We start from the raw sequence: 19327 nt of genomic DNA on the forward strand, positions 1-19327 counted from the left end.
ATACCAGTATCGCGCTGGCGCCGGCCTTCTTCAGACTTTCCAGGGTTTCCCAGAACACGTTCTCTCGACACACGGCATGCACGGCGACTTTGTCAGCGTTACCGTCGAGCGGCACGATGGTGGGATATTCGCTACCGGGCAGCAGCTTGCGAATGTCAGCAAGCTTGGAGCGTGGAGCGTGCAACATGATGTATTTGCTTTCCTTCACCTGCTGCACGCCATCGATGCGCATGGTGAGGCGATGCAGCCAATCCTGTTTCTCTTCCGGCAGCGGCACGGGCGTAGTGATGATGGCGGCCTGGCTCTCCAGGATGGTTTCCGCTTCCCACAAGTGATTCGCAATCAGCGTCGAGCCGGTCGACACCAGATCACAAATGAAGTCTGCACGACCGAGGCGAGGAGCGATCTCCACCGCGCCCGACAAAGTCACAATCTCAGCCTGCACATCGTGCTGACGCAGATAGCGCGCCAGAATGTTCGGATAAGTGGTAGCAACACGCTTGCCGTGCAGGGAACGAGCGTCTTTGTATTCAACGCCATCGGGCACAGCGATGGACAAGCGGCACTTGCCGTAGTCCAGCGTCATCAATTGTTCGAACAACGGCTCCACGCCCTTGGCCTGAAACGCCAGGCGCTTCTCTTCGATGACGTTGAGTCCGACGATGCCCAGGTCGCAAACATCCTGTTGCACCAGATCCGGAATGTCATCGTCGCGCACGAACAGCAGATCCAACGGCATGTTCTCGCCGTAGCACATCAGCTGATCTTTACCGCGGCTGTACTTGAGGCCACAGCGGACCATCAGGTCCAACGAGTTGTCGGTGAGGCGCCCGGATTTCTGCAGGGCCACTTTGAGACGAGAAGCTTTGTCCATCATGGTCGGGCGCGCCCTGAATCAGGTGAACGGTCGGTAGTGTCTTTCATACGTTCGGCAGCCAGCGTGTAGCCGCCATTGCCATTGAGCAGGTAGCGCGCGACGCGGCCGATGGTGGTCACGCTGACGCCGGTCTGCTTGTGAATCTCTCGATACGGTACGCCTTGCTGGAGCAGAGCGACCACTGCCCAACGGTCCGCCAGCGCCTGCAATTCGGCTGGGGTGCACAAATCCCGAAAGAACGCGCGGCATTCGTCGACGCTGCGCAACGTCAGGATGGCGCCAAACAGCGCCCGTTCCGCCAACGCCTCCTGGCGCGGCGTCAATGCCCGATGTTCTTTCATGGAGCCCCTCGAAGTCGGGAGGTGAACCGCTATAGTGTACTAGTACGTTAATACATTGGCTCAGTCCGGGGCAAGTCCGTTACCGCTCTAATACCGCTAACACGAAGAAATCCCGACGCTTTTTTCGTGACTTGGTGCGGCATCCGGGCATGCATTTCTTGACCGGATCCGCGCTTTGACCCTAGACTTCGGGCTGCTCATCGAGACCGGCTGAGGGTTAGGCCCTTTGAAGCCGGGGCAACCGTCGAGACTAACCATCTCGAAAAGGTGCCAACTCCTACGGGTTCATCATTAAAGATGGCGACCCGACAGATGAGTTGCTGTGTAGCTGCGCGTGCCTTTGGCCCGTTCGGTAGGACACGGCGACCTGCCTCTACGGACTTCCGTAGGGTTTCTGCGATGCGCGAAACCTGTCCGATCGTCGGCTATTCAGCCGCGGTCGGAGTCGATACGGAGTGTTCGATTCATGAATGCTGTGCCTGAGCCCACGCCCGTGGCCGTCCACGAGGGTGTGTTGGAGCTCGATCAAGCTCTGCCGCTGCACTTTGGCGGTCAACTCGACAACGTGCGAGTCGCGTGGCGACTGGTCGGCGATCCGGCTGCGCCCGTGATTGCCGCGCTCGGTGGCATTTCAGCCGGTCGTGCGGTCGTCGACACTGCCAACGACAAGGGCTGGTGGTGCGACATCATTGCCCCGGGCGGCGCGCTCGACAGCAGTCGATATCGCATTCTCGGCATCGACTTTCTCGGTGGCAGCGGTGGTAGCACCGGCCCACTCGCCGGCCAAAACGACTTTCCGTCCATCGCATCTCAAGACCAGGCCGAGTTACTGCGCCGGGCCGTGCAACACCTGAAGCTGCAATCGCTCGAGGCCATTGTTGGCGCGTCTTACGGCGGCATGGTGGCTTTGTCGTTCGCTCAGCGCTTCCCTGACCTGGTCAAACGCATCGTCGTCATCAGCGCCGCACATCGCTCTCATCCGATGGCGACGGCTTGGCGCAGTGTGCAGCGTGCAATGGTTCGTTATGCCCGCCAGAACGGGCAGGGCAGCGAAGGCTTGCGACTGGCTCGCGCGCTCGCCATGGCGACGTATCGCAGCCCCGCCGAATTCGAGCAACGTTTTGCCGGTGAAGCGACGCGTGTCGACGGTCGTTTCCAATTCCCGGTCGAGTCCTATTTGCTGGCGCGAGGCGATGCCTATGCCGCCGCTTATATTCCTGAAGCTTTTGTGTGCCTGTCCGAGTCCATCGATCTGCATCGCGTCGAGCCATCGCAAATTCGCGTACCGACCTGGCTGGTGGCCGTGGTCGAAGATCAGCTCGTGCCGCTGTCCGACATGCGAGCACTGATGCAAGGTCTGGGCGGCCCGGTGCAATTGGCCGAGTTTTCCTCGCTGTACGGCCACGATGCATTTTTGAAAGAGACGCAGGCACTGCGCGAAGTGTTCACGCGCGCACTGTCGAATTCCGGAGATTTGAAATGACTTGGCAACCCTCGGCCGCGACCCGTGCAGTCCGCGCCGCTCTCGATTCCGATACTCAGCATGGCGCCGTAGTGCCGCCGCTGCATTTGTCTTCGAATTTTTCGTTCAAAGCCTTTGGCGAAAAACGCACGTACGATTATTCGCGCTCCGGCAATCCCACGCGCGATGCGCTGGGCGAGGCCATCTCGTCGCTGGAAGGTGGTGCGGGTGCAGTGATTACTTCGTCGGGCATGGCTGCGGTTCATTTGGCTTGTCAGCTGTTGTCGCCGGACGATTTGCTGATCGCTCCGCATGACTGCTACGGAGGCACGCATCGTTTGTTCACTCATTTGGCGCGGCGTGGTGTGTTGCGTGTTGAGTTCGTCGATCAGACGGATGACGCCGCGATCACAGCAGCATTGGCGCGCAAGCCAAAGCTCGTGTGGGTGGAGACGCCGAGCAACCCGCTGTTGCGCGTGGTCGATATTCGCAAGCTCGCAGATAAGGCGCATGCGATCGGTGCGTGGTTGCTGGCGGATAACACGTTCTTGTCACCGGTGTGGCAGCAGCCGCTGTCACTGGGCGCGGACTTCGTGTTGCACTCAACGACCAAATATCTCAATGGCCACAGCGACGTGGTGGGTGGCGCCATCGTGTCGGCAACGCCTGAGCTGCACGAGCGCATGGTGTGGTGGGCGAACTGTATCGGCGTCACCGGTGCGCCGTTCGACAGCTTCCTGACGCTGCGTGGCATTCGCACGCTGCATGCTCGTTTGAAGATCCACGGCGACAACGCACTGATCGTTGCTCAGGCATTGAACGATCATCCCGCGGTGAAGAAGGTGCATTACCCGGGCTTGCCGACGCATCCTCAGCACGAGTTGGCTCGTACTCAGCAAAGCGGTTTCGGCGCCATGCTGAGCTTCGAACTGCGTGGCGGGATTCCGAACGTCTGCGCATTCCTCGAAGGGCTGCAAACATTCTCACTGGCAGAATCGCTGGGCGGCGTGGAGAGCCTGGTTGCTCATCCAGCATCGATGACTCATGCAGCCATGGATGCTGAAGCTCAGCGCGCGGCCGGTATCGGCGAGACGCTGCTGCGCCTGTCGATCGGCATCGAAGACGTTCAAGACCTGCTCCAAGATCTGCGAGCCGGGCTGGATCGCGCACTCAACGTGCGCTAAGCGAACAACGACGGTCGAACTGTCCGACCGTCCGGTTCTGCAGCTCGGACACAAGTCCGGACACTTGGCGCTGACGGTGTGAGTGCGTGTAACCTTGCACGCACATTCACCACGTTGGACGACCAACACCGCATGAGAACCAGAGTCACCGAGCTGCTCGGCACGCGTTATCCCATCATTCAAGGCGGCATGCAGTGGGTCGGCACCGCGGAACTGGCATCCGCAGTTTCCAATGCCGGTGCCCTTGGCATTCTCACCGCGCTCACGCAACCGACGCCCGAAGCTCTGCGTCAAGAGATCGAGCGTTGCCGAAACATGACGGATCAACCGTTCGGCGTGAATCTGACCATTCTTCCGGCCATCACGCCGCCGCCGTACGCCGAATATTTGCAAGTGATCATGGAAAGCGGCGTGAAGATCGTCGAGACCGCCGGTAACAATCCCAAAGATTTCATCGGCAAGCTCAAAGAGCACAGCATCAAAGTCGTGCATAAATGCACGTCGGTGCGACATGCATTGTCAGCTGAGCGCGCCGGCGTGGACGCCGTGAGCATCGACGGCTTCGAATGCGCCGGCCATCCCGGCGAAGATGACATTCCTAATTTGATTCTGATTCCTGCAGCGGTTCGCGCACTGAAGATTCCTGTGGTCGCATCCGGCGGCATCGGCGACGGCCGCGGCATGGCCGCAGCGTTTGCGTTGGGCGCACACGGCATCAACATGGGCACGCGCTTCATGATCACCAAGGAAGCGCCGATTCACGACAACATCAAACAAGCGTTGGTCAAAGCCGGCGAACGCGACACCAACCTGATGTTTCGTACCATGCACAACACTGCGCGCGTGTTCAAAAACGCCATTTCCAACGAAGTGGTTGCGATGGAAAAGAAGGGCGCCAAGTTCGAAGAAGTACGGCCGCTGGTCGCCGGCGCTCGCGGCCGGCAAGCACTCAAAGAAGGTGAGATCGATGGCGGCGTCATCAGCGCCGGCATGGTCATCGGCTTGATCGATGATGTGCCGAGCTGCGCGGAACTGGTCGAACGTATCGTCGCTGATTGTCGCGCGCACTTGCGGGCAGCGTCTGATCTGGTCGCGGCATGAGCGCGACCGAATTCAAAACCATTCGTTACGAAGTGACTGAGAGCATTCTCACCATCACTTTGCATCGACCGGAGCAAATGAATGCGTTCACGCCAGAGATGGCGAATGAGCTCATCGCGGCGTTTCAACAGGCTAGTGCCGATGACGCCGTTCGCGCGGTCATTGTCACCGGTGCCGGCAAAGCGTTTTGCGCGGGCATGGATTTGTCGGCGCCCGGCAATGTGTTTGGTCTAGATGAGTCGGAGCGGCCGACGCTCGAGGACATGCACGCTCGCTTCGACGAGCCGGCATTCATCAACGGCGTTCGCGACACGGGTGGCCGGGTGACCTTGGCCATCTTCGAATGCACCAAGCCGGTCATTGGTGCGATCAACGGCGCGGCGGTGGGAATTGGGGTCACCATGACGCTGGCCATGGATATTCGGCTGGCCTCGGAAAAAGCCCGCATCGGCTTTGTGTTCGGCAGGATTGGCATCGTGCCGGAGGCCTGTTCTTCCTGGTTCTTGCCGCGAATTGTCGGGATCCAGCAGGCATTGGAATGGACCTACACCGCGGACATTTTTGACGCTCACGAGGCGCTGCGGGGCCGGTTGGTCAAGGCGGTCTATCCGCTGGAACAGCTGCTCGAGGAGGCCCGGAAGCTGGCCCGCCGGATTGTGGATAACCGCTCGCCGGTGGCCGTGGCCCTGACCCGGCAGATGCTGTACCGCAACTCCGCGCAACCGCACCCAGTCGATGCGCACCGTGTGGATTCCCTAGCCATGTTCTACAGCAGCATCGCCGACGGCAAAGAAGGGGTCCGGTCGTTCCTGGAAAAGCGGGATCCGGACTTCCAAAGCCGGGTTAGCAGCGACTTGCCGCCGTTCTATCCGGAATGGACCCGCCTGCCGGAATAACGGGCAGGGGCCGTGCGGCGGATGGAATCGCCAGGGGAAGTGGGAAAACTGTAGATAAAAACAGGCCGGCTCGAGGCCGGCCTGGGATGTGGCAACCTAAGACTGTTGTCGTGGCGGTGCCGGTTTGAGCCGACGCCGACCTTGGGGACTAACCCGACACGAGTCCCGTTTCCACCAGAGACACCTCGACCGTAGTGGTCGAGACATGGAGATTTGCCCGAAGGCGGAAGCGGCGGAAGAGATCGAATCCGTCGCTTGGGACGGATCATAACCGGTTCGCCCGGCATCTGGTCAAGATTATTCTGCGACCCGTTAAATTCTTTTGGGGTCTAGGAAAATCAACGACTTAGGTGCTTAGCGCAGGAGTTTGGCCAGCACCGCGTCGCCCGCCTGGACGGTGCTCGCAGGCTGGCTGCCGGAGGCAATATCGGCGGTCCGGACACCCTCGGAAATGACCTCGCTGACCGCTTGTTCGACCGCTGCTGCCTCGTTCGGCAAGTCGAGCGAGTGACGCAATAACATCGCGACACTGAGGATGGTGCCGAACGGATTGGCGATGCCTTTGCCGGCGATGTCGGGTGCCGAGCCATGGATCGGTTCATATAGACCGAGCTTGCCGGCGCCGAGCGAAGCCGAAGGCAACAAGCCGAGCGAACCGGCGAGCATCGACGCTTCGTCGGTGAGAATGTCGCCGAACATGTTTTCGGTGAGGATGACGTCGAAGTGTGCCGGCTTGCGGATCAGCAGCATGGCGGCCGAGTCGACCAGCTGATGCTCGTACTTCACGTCCGGAAATTCTTCGTTGAGCACTTTCTCGACGGTGCTACGCCACAGCCGCGATGTTTCCAACACGTTGGCCTTGTCCACCGACGTGATGAATTTGCGACGGCCGCGAGCGAGGGTGCCGGCAACACGCGTCACGCGAACGATCTCTTCGACAGTGTAGGTGCACAGATCGCTGGCCGAATTTTCGGTGCGCGTCTTCTCGCCGAAGTAGATGCCGCCGGTCAGTTCACGCACCACCATGATGTCAGTGCCCTTGAGCACTTCAGGCTTGAGCGGAGAGGCGCTGTACAGGTCAGCGTGCAGAGTCACAGGGCGCAGGTTCGCAAACAAGCCCAGCGCTTTACGTAGCGCCAGCAAGCCTTGTTCGGGGCGCACCTTGGCATTCGGATCGGACCACTTCGGACCGCCGACAGCACCGAGCAACACGGCGTCGGCCGTGCCGCAGGCCGAGATGGTTTGCGACGGCAGCGCACTGTGCGTGGCGTCGATAGCGGCGCCGCCGATGAGATGGGACTCGAACTTGAAGTCGTGTCCGAAACGGCTGGCAACCGCTTCCAGCACGCGCACGCCCTGATGAGTGACTTCCGGACCGATGCCGTCGCCGCCCAGAACCACGATGCTTGCTTTGATACCCATCGTTCGCGAATCCGATTAGTTGTGAATGGAGCGGTGCGCTTGCTCGTAACGCTCGATGGCTGGCGCTTGTTGCAGCAAGAAGCCCAACTCGTCGACGCCATTGAGCAGGCACACGCGTGCAAAGCCTTCGACAGGAAACTTCGCAGTCGCGCCGGTGGGCAACGTCAGCGTGGTGGTTTCGAGGTCGATCTTGACGTCGGCGCCGGGATTGTTCATCAGCCAGTCGTGCGTCGTCGCATCGACCACGATGGGCAACAGACCGTTCTTCAACGAGTTGTTGCGGAAGATGTCGGCGATCTCAGTGCTGATGACGGCTTTGAAACCGTAGTCGAGCAAGGCCCACGGCGCGTGCTCGCGAGACGAGCCGCAGCCGAAGTTACGGCCGGCAACCAACACTTGAGCGCCGCTGACTTCCGGCTTGTTCAAGATGAAGTCGGCTTTCAGCGTGCCGTTGGCGTCGTAACGCCAGTCAGCGAACGCCTGTTTTCCCAGGCCTTCACGCGTGGTGGTGGTCAGGAAGCGCGCCGGAATGATCTGGTCGGTGTCGATGTTCGTCACCGGAATGACGACGGTGCGAGACTCGATCGTGCGGATGGGTTGCATGGTCGTTCTCAGTGAGGAAGGAACGCGCGAGGATCGGCGATCTTGCCGGCGATGGCGGCCGCAGCGGCAGTGGCCGGGCTCGCCAGCAACGTGCGCGCGCCTGCGCCTTGGCGACCTTCGAAGTTACGATTGCTGGTGCTGACGGTGTATTCGCCGCGACCTGCGGTATCGCCGTTCATGCCGATGCACATCGAGCATCCCGACTCACGCCATTCGGCGCCAGCTTCAGTGAAGATCTTGTCGAGCCCGAGACGCTCGGCTTCACGCTTCACCTGCTGCGAGCCAGGCACTACCAGCATGCGCACGCCACCTGCGACCTTGCGACCTTTCAGCACGTCTGCAGCGAGCTCCAGATCGGACAGACGACCGTTGGTGCAACTGCCGACGAACACGACTTGGATGGGTTTGCCGACCATCGTTTCGCCGCCGTTCAAGCCCATGTAGTTGAGCGCCTTGGCGTGCACTGGATCGTTGGCGACATCCGGCACTTTGCCGGTGATGGGAACGACCATGCCCGGATGCGTGCCGTAACTGATCATGGGCTCGAGTTGGCTGGCGTCGATGCTCACGACGCGATCGAACGTCGCACCCGGATCGGTTTTCAATTCGCGCCAGCGTGCGACCGCTGCATCCCAGGCCTGGCCTTGCGGAGCGAAGCGACGACCTTTGAGATACGCAAAGGTCTTGTCATCCGGAGCGATCATGCCGGCGCGAGCGCCAGCTTCGATGGACATGTTGCAAACCGTCATGCGTTCTTCCATCGACAAAGCTTCGATGGCCGAGCCGCGATACTCGATCACATAGCCGGTGCCGCCGGAGACGCCGATCTCGCCGATGATGGCCAGGATCAAATCCTTCGCCGTCACGCCGGGACGCAGCTTGCCGGTGACGTCGATGGCCAGTGTCTTGGGACGACGCTGTAACAAACATTGCGTCGCCAGCACGTGGCCGACTTCAGTCGTGCCGATGCCGAAGGCGAGGGCGCCGAACGCACCGTGCGTCGCTGTGTGACTGTCGCCGCAGACGATGGTCTTGCCGGGCTGTGTCGCACCGAGTTCAGGACCGATCACATGCACGATGCCGCGCGTGTCGCTGCCCAAACCGTGCAGCTCGACGCCGAACTCGCGACAGTTCTTTTCGAATTCCTTCACCTGCTTGGCGGCCGACTCGACCTTGATGGGCACGCGACCGAACACTTCATCCGGATCGGTGGGTGTCGAGTGGTCCATGGTCGCGAGCACGCGTTCCGGGCTGCGAACCTTCAGGTTGTTGGCGCGAAGCACGGAGAAGGCCTGCGGGGAGGTGACTTCGTGCACCAGATGCAGGTCGATGTACAACACCGCCGGCGTGTCGGTGGATTCCGGCACGACCTGGTGCTGTTCCCAGACTTTTTCGAACAGGGTCTTGGCAGACATGGAGCTAGACCTAGACAGGTGAAGTGGCAAGGATGCCAGGGCGGGCCGGCACCGGGGATGACGATTGCCGAAAGCGGCATCGTCGCAGGAGATGGAGCGCCACCATTGCGGTGGCACTCCCAGAATCAAACGCTTAGGCGCCTACCGCCTGCTTGGTGCCGTCGTCGCACAGTTCCAGCCAGCCCCATTGGTCCGCGGTCTTGCCGGTAAACAAGCCGAAGAACGCCGTCTGAATGGCTTCAGTGATCGGGCCGCGCTTGCCGGTGCCGACGACCAGCTTGTCCACCGATCGTACCGGCGTGACTTCCGCCGCGGTGCCGGTGAGGAAAATCTCATCGGCGAGGTACAAGAACTCACGCGGAATGGACTGCTCGCGCACTTCGAAACCGTGCGCGCGAGCCAAGGTGATGACGCTATCTCGCGTGATGCCTTGGAGAATGGAATTGGCCAGACCGGGCGTGTAGATCACGTCATCGCGGATCACGAACAAGTTCTCGCCAGCGCCTTCGCTGAGCGAACCATCGGCACCCAGGCCGATGCCTTCGGCGAAGCCGAGGCGCTTGGCTTCCAGGCTGATGAGCTGGCTCGACAGATAATTGCCCGCGGCCTTGCCCAGAGTCGGAATCGTGTTCGGTGCCAGGCGCTGCCAGGAAGACACCATCACATCGATGCCGTTCTCCAACCCTTCGGCACCCAGGTACGAACCCCATTCGAACGCGGCGACCACCGTGTCGATGGGCGGAGCGATGTTCGGCGCGACGCCGATTTCACCGTAACTACGAAACGCAAACGGCCGCAGGTAAGCACCCTTGTTGAGGCCGTTGACGTTGATGATCTCCTTGCACGCGGCGTCGATTTGCGCGGGCGTGAAAGGAATGTCGATCTGATAAATCTTGGCCGAATCGAACAGTCGGCGGGTGTGATCCTTGAGGCGGAAAATCGCCGGACCTCGGGGCGTGGGATAAGCACGCTCGCCTTCGAATACTGTGGAGCCGTAATGCAGCGCGTGGGCTAGTACGTGTACCGTGGCTTTTTCCCACGGAACCAGCTTGCCGTTGTACCAGATGTGTTTCGCTGCATTGATGGGCATTTCTCGACTCCTCGTTACGACGTGATGCGGTCTAAAAAAAAGCCGGCGCCCCCAACGAGCGCCGGCCTTAGACCGACTTGAAGCGAGCGCTTAGGCGCGCTCTTCCTGCAACCAAGGCATGCGTTCACGCAGCTTGGCGCCGACCTTTTCGATCTTGTGCTTGTAGTCCGCGTTCATCAGCTTGTTGTACTTCTTGCGACCGCTGTTGTTCTCGGCGATCCACTGACGGGCAAACTTGCCGGTCTGGATTTCCGTCAGGATCTTTTTCATTTCCTTCTTGGTGGACTTGTTCACCACGCGCGGGCCGCGCGTCAGATCGCCGTACTTGGCGGTCTCGGAAATGAACTGATGCATCTTGGTCAGGCCGCCTTCGTGCAACAGGTCGACGATCAGCTTCAGTTCGTGCAAGCACTCGTAGTAAGCGACTTCAGGCTGATAGCCGGCTTCCACCAGCGTCTCGAAACCTTTCACCACCAGCTCGGTGGCGCCGCCGCACAGCACGGCCTGTTCGCCGAACAGATCCGTCTCGGTCTCTTCGGCGAAGGTCGTGGTCAGCACGCCGCCGCGAGTACCGCCGATGCCATCGGCGTAGGCGAGGGCAATCGCCTTCGCTTGCTTGTTGGTGTCCTGATACACGGCCAGCAGCGACGGTACGCCGCGACCCTGCTGATACTGACGACGCACCAGGCCGCCCGGGCCCTTCGGCGCGATCAGCACCACGTTCAGATCTTTGCGCGGCTTGATCTGCTTGAAGTGGATGTTGAAGCCGTGCGCGAACAGGATGGTGGCACCCTGCTTGATGCCGCCGATCACGTCCTTGTACAGGTCCTTCTGGGTCAGGTCCGGGGTCAGGAACGCGATCAGATCGGCATTCTTGACGGCCTCGGTGGGCTCGGCGACTTCCAGGCCGTCCTTCTTCGCCTTGGCGAAGCTCTCGCCCGACTTACGGACGCCAACGATGACGTTGTAACCGCTGTCCTTCAGGTTCAGCGCGTGCGCACGGCCCTGGCTACCGTAGCCGAGGATGGCGATGCGGGCCTTGGCCAAGGCCTTTTTATTGACGTCTTTTTGCGAGTAGATCTGCGGCATTTCGCTTGGTCTCCAAATAAGCTTTTAAGAAGCTTGGTGTTGAAAAGGGTGTCTCAAAAACGAACGAACCCCGCCTCGGTCTGGGCCGGTGCGGGGTTCGTGTGGCGAATCTCTATCCTGTGGTGATCAGACGCCGGTCCCGCACTCGACCCGCCGCAGCAGGCCGGAGACGACTACACGCTCTACTACAATGATCGAAACGATCATTGCGAGGCCGATCGGGTCGGCGGAAGCGTGCGTGGCTGCGGACATGGCCTAGCTACTAAGAACGGTCTAAAAGGGTTGCGCGCGTCAGATTGTGTGCAATAAAGCCTGCGAATGGCACCATACGGCTGCGTTGCTTGTCAAGCTGCGCTACTCTGTGAGCGCTGCGTCACGAAGCTGACCGCAGCCATCCTCAAACGATTTGGCTAATGACTGCCACCGAAGTGACAACACCCTCCATCCCTCTGCAGCTGCTGTACGAAGATGAATTCGAACAGTGGCGCTCGGCCCAGGACGAGCCGGTTCGCAACTGGGCCGCGACCCACGGTTTCAAGGCCGAACGAAACAAAATACTGCTGTTGCCCGGCCCGCAAGGCCGGCCGCTCGCGGTGCTGGCCGGGTTGGGTAAACACAATCCACGCGAGGAAGTGAGTTACTGGATCGGCGCGGCGTTGGCCGATCGTTTGCCCGATGGTCAGTACCATTTGGCACATGCCTTGGCTGCGCGCCAAGCCACTCTTTTCGCCGCCGGTTGGGGCTACGGACAATATCGCTTCGAGCGTTACAAGCGCAGCGGTCCGCAGCGTTCGGTGCAGTTGCGGTTGCCGGAAGGGGCGGATGCATCCGAGGTGGAAAGACTGCGCTCGGCCACCTCGCTGGCGCGCGATTTGGTGAACACACCCGCGAACGACATGTCACCCGAGGCGCTGGCCAACGCGGCCGTGGAAGTGGCGCGTCGTTACGGAGCCAGACATCGCGTCATCATCGGCGACGATTTGTTGAAGGAGCGCTTGCCGGCGGTACATGCGGTCGGTCGAGCTGCCGCGGTCGCGCCGAGGTTGGTGGACATCGAGTGGGGCGATGCCTCCAAGCCGAAAGTGACATTGGTGGGCAAGGGCGTGTGCTTCGACACCGGCGGGCTGGACATCAAGCCCGGCGCGTCCATGTTGCTCATGAAAAAGGATATGGGGGGCGCGGCCGTCGCGTTGGCGCTGGCCCAAACCATCATGGATGCGAAGTTGCCGGTGCGATTGCGCGTACTGCTGCCCATGGTCGAGAACGCCATCTCTGCGAACGCCTTCCGTCCCGGCGACGTGCTCGGCACCCGCAAAGGGTTGACGGTGGAAGTCGGCAACACCGACGCCGAAGGTCGACTGATTCTATGTGACGCGTTGGCCTTGGCCGACGAAGAACAACCGGACCTGCTGATCGACACCGCGACCTTGACCGGCGCAGCGCGCGTCGCGCTCGGGCCGGAACTGCCGGCACTGTTCGGTAGCGACGACGACGTAGTGGACGAGTTGCTACGCGCCGGCGCCGCCGAAGCCGATCCGTTGTGGCGCTTGCCCTTGTGGACGGGGTACGACGACGAGTTATCGAGCAAAATCGCCGACGTGAACAACGTATCCACTTCTGGGTTTTCCGGCTCCATCATCGCGGCACTGTTCCTGCGTCGTTTCGTCAGCAATGCCCGCGCCTGGTTGCACATCGATTTGTATTCTTGGAACGGCAAAGAGCGGCCCGGACGGCCGGTCGGCGCCGAACCCCAGACGGTTCGTGCGTTGTATACATTCCTCAAGCAGCGCTATGCCCGTTGATCGATGGTTGCCAGTTCTCCCAGTTCCAGCAGCGTGAGCGACTCGCACTCGATTTCCGGCAAGCACCTGGTGCTGCTGGTGTTCATGAATCTGGTGTGGGGCTTGAACCTGATCTCCTCCAAGATCGGTGTCGCCCAGTTCCCGCCGATTTTTTTCACAGCGCTACGCTTCGGCTCGCTGGCACTGTTTCTATTGCCGCTGCTGAAGATTCACCGCGGCCAGATGCAGAATCTGTTTCTAGCCGCGATGCTGACGGGACCAGCGGCGTTCTCGCTGCTGTTCATGGGTGTGTATTACGCCGAGGACGCGGCGACGGTCGCAATCGCCAGTCAGATGGGCGTGCCGATCTCGACGCTGCTGTCGATCTGGTTGTTGGGTGAAACCATTCGCTGGCGGCGTACGCTCGGCATCACGCTCGCCTTCATCGGCATGGTCGTCATCAGTTTCGATCCGCGTGTGTTCGCGTATTGGGAAGGTCTGGCGCTGGTAGTCGCTTCGACGTTCTTCAGTTCGCTAGGCGTGATCTTCGTGAAGCGGCTGTACAACATCCGTGCGTTGGAGCTGCAAGCTTGGATTGCCATCGTCGGCGGCTCCGTGCTGCTCATGTTGAGTTTGTTATTCGAGACTGGGCAGTGGCAGTCCATGCAGGCCGCCGATTGGAAAGGTTGGACGGCGTTGGCGTTCACCACGTTGATGTCCAGCCTGGTGGCGCACACCGCGTGGTACTACCTGGTCAGCAAATATCCGGTGACCAGCTTGTCGCCGATCACGTTGCTGTCACCGCTGTTCGGTATTTTCTTCGGTGTGACGCTACTGAACGATCATCTGACCGCTCGCATGCTGATCGGCGGCGCGGTGACCTTGATCGGCGTGTTCATCGTCGTAATGCGCGAGAAGAAGCTGGTGGATACAGGGACTTGAGGAACGCCTGGATTTCGTCGCCCGCGACCGGGCGCGACTCTCCCGGCGCCAGTCCCGCTAATGTCCACGGTCCGGCGGACCAGCGAATCAATCGCAACGTCGGCAAGTTCACGGCCGCTGTCATGCGCCTGACCTGACGATTGCGGCCTTCGCGAATCGTCAGCTGCAACCAACTGGTCGGAATGGCTTTGCGAAACCGAATCGGCGGATCGCGAGCCCACAGCCACGCGGGCTCGTCGACGCGTTCCGCATCGGCGGGCAGCGTCATGCCATCGTTCAACTTCACGCCTCGACGCAGGCTCGCCAGCGCCTCGTCACTGATCTCACCTTCGACCTGCGCCAGGTAAGTCTTGGCTTGTTTCCAACGCGGATCGGCGAGTTTGGTTTGCAGCGGGCCGGAGTCGGTCAGCAGCACCAAGCCTTCGCTGTCGTAGTCGAGCCGGCCTGCCGGTCGCATGCCGGGTGCGTGAATGAAGTCTCGCAAGGTCGACTTGCCGTCCTCGCTCGTGAATTGAGTGAGCACGCGATAGGGCTTGTTGAGCAGCAACAGGGCAGGCGAGTTCACTTCGGTAAGCAAATGTGGGGCGATCAAATGTGTTCGGCGGTCGTCCGCACCAGGTCGATGAAGCGTTGCACGGCTGCGGCGTTTTCGCCATGGCGGCAGGCAAGAATCAATGGCGCGGTGAGTTGCGGCATGTCCTCGAGCTTGCGATACACGATGCCGTCCATCTGCAAGCGTTGCAACGAGGCCGGCACGATGGACACGCCGATGCCGGCGGCCACCAGATTCAAAGTAGAAATGATGCGCGGGGCTTCCTGACCGACTTGCGGGCTGAAGCCGGCGCTGCGACAGGCAGCAATGATGGTGTCGTACAGACCCGGGCCACCCGGCCGCTTGTAGAGCACGAATGTTTCTTTGGCCAACTCGGACAGCGGCAACAACATACTGCGACTGAAGCTGCTACGCCGAGCGAAGATGTGGCCGGTGGGCAAGGCCACCAGCATTTTCTCTTCCAACAAGGGGCGCACGGTGAGGCCGACGACATCGGCCACCGGCGAGCGAATGAAGGCTGCGTCGATCTCTTCGTTGTGGAGCCCTTGGACCAACTCGCTGCTGCCGCTTTCTTCGAGCACCAACGACACCAGCGGGGCGACCTCACGAAACGCTCGTAACACACGCGGCACGAATGGGTGGAAGGGAGCAGAGCTGGTGAACCCGACCACGACTCGGCCTTCCTCACCGCGGGCGGTTCGTCGGGTGGTGGCCACGGCGCGGTCGACCTGATCCAGGATGACTCGGGCCCGGTCCAAAAAGGCCAGCCCGGCGTCGGTCAATTCCACCCCTCGCGGATGTCTGCGGAACAGCTGGGCGTCCAGCTCCTGTTCCAAGGCCCGGATCTGCATGCTGAGCGGAGGCTGCTGGATTCCGAGCCGTTCCGCGGCCCGAGTCATGTGCTTTTCTTCAGCGACAGCAACGAAGTAGCGCAAATGTCTGAGTTCCATTCGGCCATATCTAGCAGATATCGTACGCTAGCTCACCATATTTTTATTCGCAGCGGGCATCGCAGCTAGAATGCGCGGATGAGCAAGCCATCTGCCCGCAAGTCCCTCTCCGTCCCTCGCACTACCAAGAGCGCGCCGCCCAAGCAGCTGGCGCTGGTCGATGACCAACCGGGCAATGGTTTGTGGCCTTCGGATGGCGAAGTCTTCGACCGAACCTGCACTGACTGCCCACGACTCGCGAAATTCCTGGAGGCGGGCCGCAAGGAATACCCCGACTACTACAGCGCGCCGGTCGCACCTTTCGGCGATCGCAAGGCGCGGCTCATCATCATTGGACTCGCGCCTGGCTTTCATGGCGCCAACGCGACCGGCCGTCCGTTCACGGGCGACTACGCTGGCGTGCTGCTGTACCAGACACTTCACAAGTTCGGTTTCGCCAGCAAACCCGAATCGATTCATCGCAACGACGGCTTGCAGTTGCTCGACGCGCGGATCAGTAACGCGGTGAAGTGCGTCCCACCGGACAACAAACCGCTGCCGGACGAAGTCACGAACTGCAATCACTATCTGCAAGCGGAGCTGGCGGCGGCGCCGAAGGATGTGGTGTTGCTGGCCTTGGGCTCGATCGGGCACAACGCCGTGTTACGCACGCTGGGCCTGAAGCCGAGCGCTTATAAGTTCGGGCATGCCGCGGAGTTCGAGCTACCGGGAGGACAGCGGCTGATCGATTCGTATCATTGCAGCCGCTACAACACCAACACTCGCCGGCTCACTCCTGAAATGTTCGAAGCGGTGTTTGCGCGCGCCCGGCAGCTGATCCAGAAATAAGAAAGCCGGGCAGCGAGCCCGGCTTCCAGCGTCGCGATGACGGTAACGACTTACCAGGCGAACTTGACGTTCGCGCCCAGCAGATCGACGTCTTCTTCGCTGGTCTGGTAGCGGCTGATTTCCAAGCCCACCGACCAACGAGTGGCGAAGCTCCAGTCGCCGCCAATGCCGAACACCACGTCGGTGCCATCTGGCTTGATGGTGACGCGCTGATTGCCGAACACCGCGCGCTGTTCGCTTTCCCACTTCCAGACACCGGCACGAGCCGACAGAGCCAGCGCCGGAGTGAACGGATAACGATAGCTCACAGTAGCTTCGTAGCCGGAAGGAGCAACCGGCAGCGCCGCGACCAGAGCATTCGCATACGCAGCTGCTTGACCGGCAGGCACGCTGGCGCTGGCAGAGGAGGACACTTCGCCGAGATCGGTGTAACCGACTTCCACGCCCCAGTTCTGGGTCAGGCGGAAACCGGCGAACAGACGATAAGCATCGCGCTTCGAATCGCCCAGACGAATGTCGCTGCCGGTGAAGCCGCGAGCCTGCAGATCAGCAGCCACGTCGCCGCGATTCTGCTCACCCTTGGCTTGACCGAAACTCGCACCGACATAACCCTGCGGCGCTTCCGCGTTGGCGCTCTGGCCGAGCAGCAGGCCAGCGGCGAACAAAGGAAACACGCGACGAGCGAACACACCGAGCGCGCCGATCAGCAGCATCGGCCAAGCCATCGCGCCGCCACCGCCCTTGGACTTGGCAGTCACATTGACGTTTTCGTTGGCCAGCTCGAAGCTCGCAGTGATTGCACAGTTGCCACTGATCGCACCGGTCGTATAGGTCGAGCCCGACAGCGAGCCGCCGCAGCCGGTCACGGACGAGATGCGATAGCCGCTGTTCGGCACGATGTTGAAGGCAGCCGTTTGACCGCTGACCACCGTCTGAGCGGTGCCCGGATTGATCGAACCGTTCGAGCCGGCGTTCAAGGTCACAGTGAAGCGTTGACGTACGTTGACCGTGACGGCCGACGAGGTGGAACGAGCGTTGCTGGAGTCGCCGCCGTACACAGCTGCGTACTGCTTCACACCAGCGGTGAGGCCGGTGAGCGCACAAGTTGCAGTCGTGCCTGAAAGCGCCACGCCCGTGCAACCAGGAACCGCTGCACCACCGTCGGTGAAGTTCACCGTACCGGTCGGCGAGCTACCAGTGACTTCGGCAGTCAAAGTGACGTCATCGCCAGGTTCGAGATCGGTGGCCGATGCAGTCAGCGCAGTCGTGGTCGCCGGACGAGCGGCTACGCCCGAACCGTTGACCGACACTGGGCGGCTAGCGCCGCCGAAGTTCATCGTGACCGAGCCCGACACCGCACCAATCGCGGACGGGGAGAACGTCACCGTCACGGTGCAGCTCGCGCCAACCGCAAGTGTGCCGCCGCAGTTGTCGCTGGTGGTGTAGCCGGTCGTCGGCACGATGGACGCGATCGATACTGGCACGCTCGCGACGCTGCTCAGCGTGAGCGTCAAGCTCGCCTGATCGCCGACATCGACGGTGCCGAAATTCAACGCCGACGGCGAAACGTTCACGTCGTACTCGATCAGCCCGCGCTCGTAGGTGCTGAGGTAAACCTGATTGGCTTTCTCGTACAGGAACAGAATGTCGCCGTTGATGTTGTTGATCGCGGCGTTGGCGCGAGTCGCACTGGTGGCGACGGTGGTTGCCGGGCCGAAGGTCGTGCCCAAATCGTTGCTGTGTTCGAACTTCAGGTCATTGGAGCCGGATTCGAGATAGCCCGACACTACGTTGCCGAAGATATCCGCCGACAGCGAGCGAGTGGTGTTGCCTGCGGTCGCGTTCACGGTCAAGCTGGTATAGACGGCGTTATCGATATCGAACCGCTCCAGGTTGCCGCCCAAGCCGGCCATGAAAACGTACCGACCGGTGTCGGTGATCGACAGTGCGCCGACCGAGTACATCACCATCTTGCCGGTCGTGACGGCGGCGCTGAATGTCTGGCCGTGATCGGTGCTGGTGAAATAATAGACCGAGGGATCGTCGACGACGGCAATCACATCATGCGTCAAGTGGTCGACGAAAATGTCCGAGAAGGCGTACATGCTGCCCGTCGATGTCGAGCTGAAGCTCGCGCCATCATTGTCGCTGTGAAAGACGTTCTGACCGCTACTGGGAATGATGTAGACATAGTCGCCATCGAGCGCCATGTGCGCAGAGGTCGCGAAACCCGCGGTGACCGGAGCAGAGAAGGTCACGCCGCCATCGCGGCTGATGGCATGCACAGCATTGGAGCCGCTGACCCACGTCACATGCAGATCGCCGTCGTTGGCGATGCCGATCTCGGCCTCGCCATCGGTCGCGGATACTTGCACGCTGGCGCTGAAGCTCTGGCCGCGATCGATGCTCTTCGCAACCCGAATACCGTTGGTGGCGCTACGAAACAAGGCATAGATGGTGCCGTCGGCGCCAACAGCCAATTTTCTCGAGGTGCTGGACGTCGCAATGTTGTTGTCGGTACCTATGTCGCTGACCGCAACGTCGAGGTGCAGCGCTGAAGGAGTGAGTGCAGCGTGCGCGCTGCTGAACGTGACTACGAGACCCGCACTGATGAGTGCCGCGCGGAGCAATGAATTGGACATCAGAAAATTGCCTGTGAGGAAATTCGACGGCGGCGAATATAGGCAGCGCAACAATTGTAAAGTGACGACTGCTCCACAGTTGTCTTAATGAAGCGACGCTTTGGCGGTGGACGACACAACGAAAGCTAGCGCGTATCAGATCGCTGCTGAG

The 19327-nt window shown here is 60.9% G+C and carries 17 protein-coding genes and 1 riboswitch; of the genes, 7 read left to right on the forward strand and 10 right to left on the reverse strand.

Translation table 11 applies throughout. The annotated features are described in order from the left end of the window. Positions 1 to 874, reverse strand: an 874-nt coding sequence (hisG, locus tag JNL55_RS25605) for an ATP phosphoribosyltransferase (RefSeq protein WP_415923165.1), incomplete at its 3' end; no start/stop codon positions are given. Then, the gene (locus JNL55_RS25610; protein ID WP_293861059.1) at positions 874 to 1218 is read right to left on the reverse strand and encodes a YerC/YecD family TrpR-related protein; all 345 of its coding nucleotides are present in this window, start codon (positions 1216 to 1218) and stop codon (positions 874 to 876) included. The genes hisG and JNL55_RS25610, both read right to left, overlap by 1 nt. Positions 1219 to 1412: 194 nt before the next feature. Next, positions 1413 to 1537: riboswitch (SAM riboswitch) on the forward strand. A gap of 147 nt (positions 1538 to 1684) precedes the next feature. Between JNL55_RS25610 and metX the strand changes: the two genes are divergently transcribed. From metX to JNL55_RS25630, 4 genes are all read left to right on the forward strand, one after another. After that, positions 1685 to 2701: a homoserine O-succinyltransferase MetX gene (metX, locus tag JNL55_RS25615; RefSeq protein ID WP_293861062.1), complete on the forward strand. Its 1017-nt coding sequence runs from the start codon at positions 1685 to 1687 to the stop codon at positions 2699 to 2701. Next, positions 2698 to 3864, forward strand: a complete 1167-nt coding sequence (metB, locus tag JNL55_RS25620) for a cystathionine gamma-synthase (RefSeq protein WP_293861064.1) — start codon at positions 2698 to 2700, stop codon at positions 3862 to 3864. Before metX ends, metB begins: the two co-directional genes overlap by 4 nt. A 114-nt stretch (positions 3865 to 3978) precedes the next feature. Next, positions 3979 to 4965: an NAD(P)H-dependent flavin oxidoreductase gene (locus tag JNL55_RS25625; RefSeq protein ID WP_415923166.1), complete on the forward strand. Its 987-nt coding sequence runs from the start codon at positions 3979 to 3981 to the stop codon at positions 4963 to 4965. Beyond that, positions 4962 to 5861, forward strand: coding sequence for a crotonase/enoyl-CoA hydratase family protein (locus JNL55_RS25630; RefSeq protein ID WP_293861070.1), 900 nt, complete (start codon positions 4962 to 4964; stop codon positions 5859 to 5861). Before JNL55_RS25625 ends, JNL55_RS25630 begins: the two co-directional genes overlap by 4 nt. Positions 5862 to 6215: 354 nt before the next feature. On the opposite strand, the gene leuB is transcribed toward JNL55_RS25630, so the two are convergent. The 5 genes from leuB to ilvC form a co-directional block, all read right to left on the reverse strand. Beyond that, positions 6216 to 7277 (reverse strand): 3-isopropylmalate dehydrogenase, encoded by a 1062-nt coding sequence (gene leuB, locus JNL55_RS25635; RefSeq protein ID WP_415923167.1) that lies wholly within the window; start codon positions 7275 to 7277, stop codon positions 6216 to 6218. Between the two features lie 21 nt (positions 7278 to 7298). Further along, positions 7299 to 7886, reverse strand: coding sequence for a 3-isopropylmalate dehydratase small subunit (gene leuD, locus JNL55_RS25640; protein WP_293861076.1), 588 nt, complete (start codon positions 7884 to 7886; stop codon positions 7299 to 7301). An 8-nt stretch (positions 7887 to 7894) separates the two neighbouring features. Continuing rightward, positions 7895 to 9301, reverse strand: coding sequence for a 3-isopropylmalate dehydratase large subunit (leuC, locus tag JNL55_RS25645; protein WP_293861079.1), 1407 nt, complete (start codon positions 9299 to 9301; stop codon positions 7895 to 7897). 133 nt (positions 9302 to 9434) lie between these two features. Further along, positions 9435 to 10391 carry a branched-chain amino acid transaminase gene (locus JNL55_RS25650; protein ID WP_293861082.1) on the reverse strand — a complete coding sequence of 319 codons (957 nt, stop codon included), beginning with the start codon at positions 10389 to 10391 and terminating at the stop codon, positions 9435 to 9437. A 90-nt stretch (positions 10392 to 10481) separates the two neighbouring features. Beyond that, the gene (gene ilvC / locus JNL55_RS25655) at positions 10482 to 11480 is read right to left on the reverse strand and encodes a ketol-acid reductoisomerase (protein WP_293861085.1); all 999 of its coding nucleotides are present in this window, start codon (positions 11478 to 11480) and stop codon (positions 10482 to 10484) included. A 413-nt stretch (positions 11481 to 11893) separates the two neighbouring features. Here ilvC and JNL55_RS25660 point away from each other — a divergent pair, with 413 nt between their 5' ends. Beyond that, positions 11894 to 13282 (forward strand): leucyl aminopeptidase family protein, encoded by a 1389-nt coding sequence (locus JNL55_RS25660; protein ID WP_293861088.1) that lies wholly within the window; start codon positions 11894 to 11896, stop codon positions 13280 to 13282. A gap of 33 nt (positions 13283 to 13315) precedes the next feature. After that, a complete protein-coding gene (locus JNL55_RS25665; protein ID WP_293861091.1) occupies positions 13316 to 14203 on the forward strand; it encodes a DMT family transporter in 888 nt (295 codons plus the stop codon). Here JNL55_RS25665 and JNL55_RS25670 read toward each other — a convergent pair. Both JNL55_RS25670 and JNL55_RS25675 read right to left on the reverse strand, forming a co-directional pair. After that, the gene (locus JNL55_RS25670) at positions 14157 to 14795 is read right to left on the reverse strand and encodes a pseudouridine synthase (RefSeq protein ID WP_293861094.1); all 639 of its coding nucleotides are present in this window, start codon (positions 14793 to 14795) and stop codon (positions 14157 to 14159) included. The genes JNL55_RS25665 and JNL55_RS25670 overlap by 47 nt on opposite strands. Next, complete coding sequence (locus tag JNL55_RS25675) at positions 14792 to 15706, reverse strand: LysR family transcriptional regulator (protein WP_293861097.1); 915 nt, start codon at positions 15704 to 15706, stop codon at positions 14792 to 14794. Before JNL55_RS25675 ends, JNL55_RS25670 begins: the two co-directional genes overlap by 4 nt. Before the next feature lie 78 nt (positions 15707 to 15784). Between JNL55_RS25675 and JNL55_RS25680 the strand changes: the two genes are divergently transcribed. After that, on the forward strand, positions 15785 to 16534 hold the full coding sequence (locus JNL55_RS25680) for a uracil-DNA glycosylase (protein WP_293861100.1): 750 nt from the start codon (positions 15785 to 15787) through the stop codon (positions 16532 to 16534). 50 nt (positions 16535 to 16584) lie between these two features. Here the strand turns inward: JNL55_RS25680 and JNL55_RS25685 are convergent, their stop codons facing one another. After that, complete coding sequence (locus JNL55_RS25685) at positions 16585 to 19176, reverse strand: Ig-like domain repeat protein (protein ID WP_293861103.1); 2592 nt, start codon at positions 19174 to 19176, stop codon at positions 16585 to 16587. Positions 19177 to 19327 lie beyond the last annotated feature (151 nt).

This window comes from Steroidobacter sp., assembly GCF_016790065.1.
Classification (GTDB): domain Bacteria; phylum Pseudomonadota; class Gammaproteobacteria; order Steroidobacterales; family Steroidobacteraceae; genus Steroidobacter.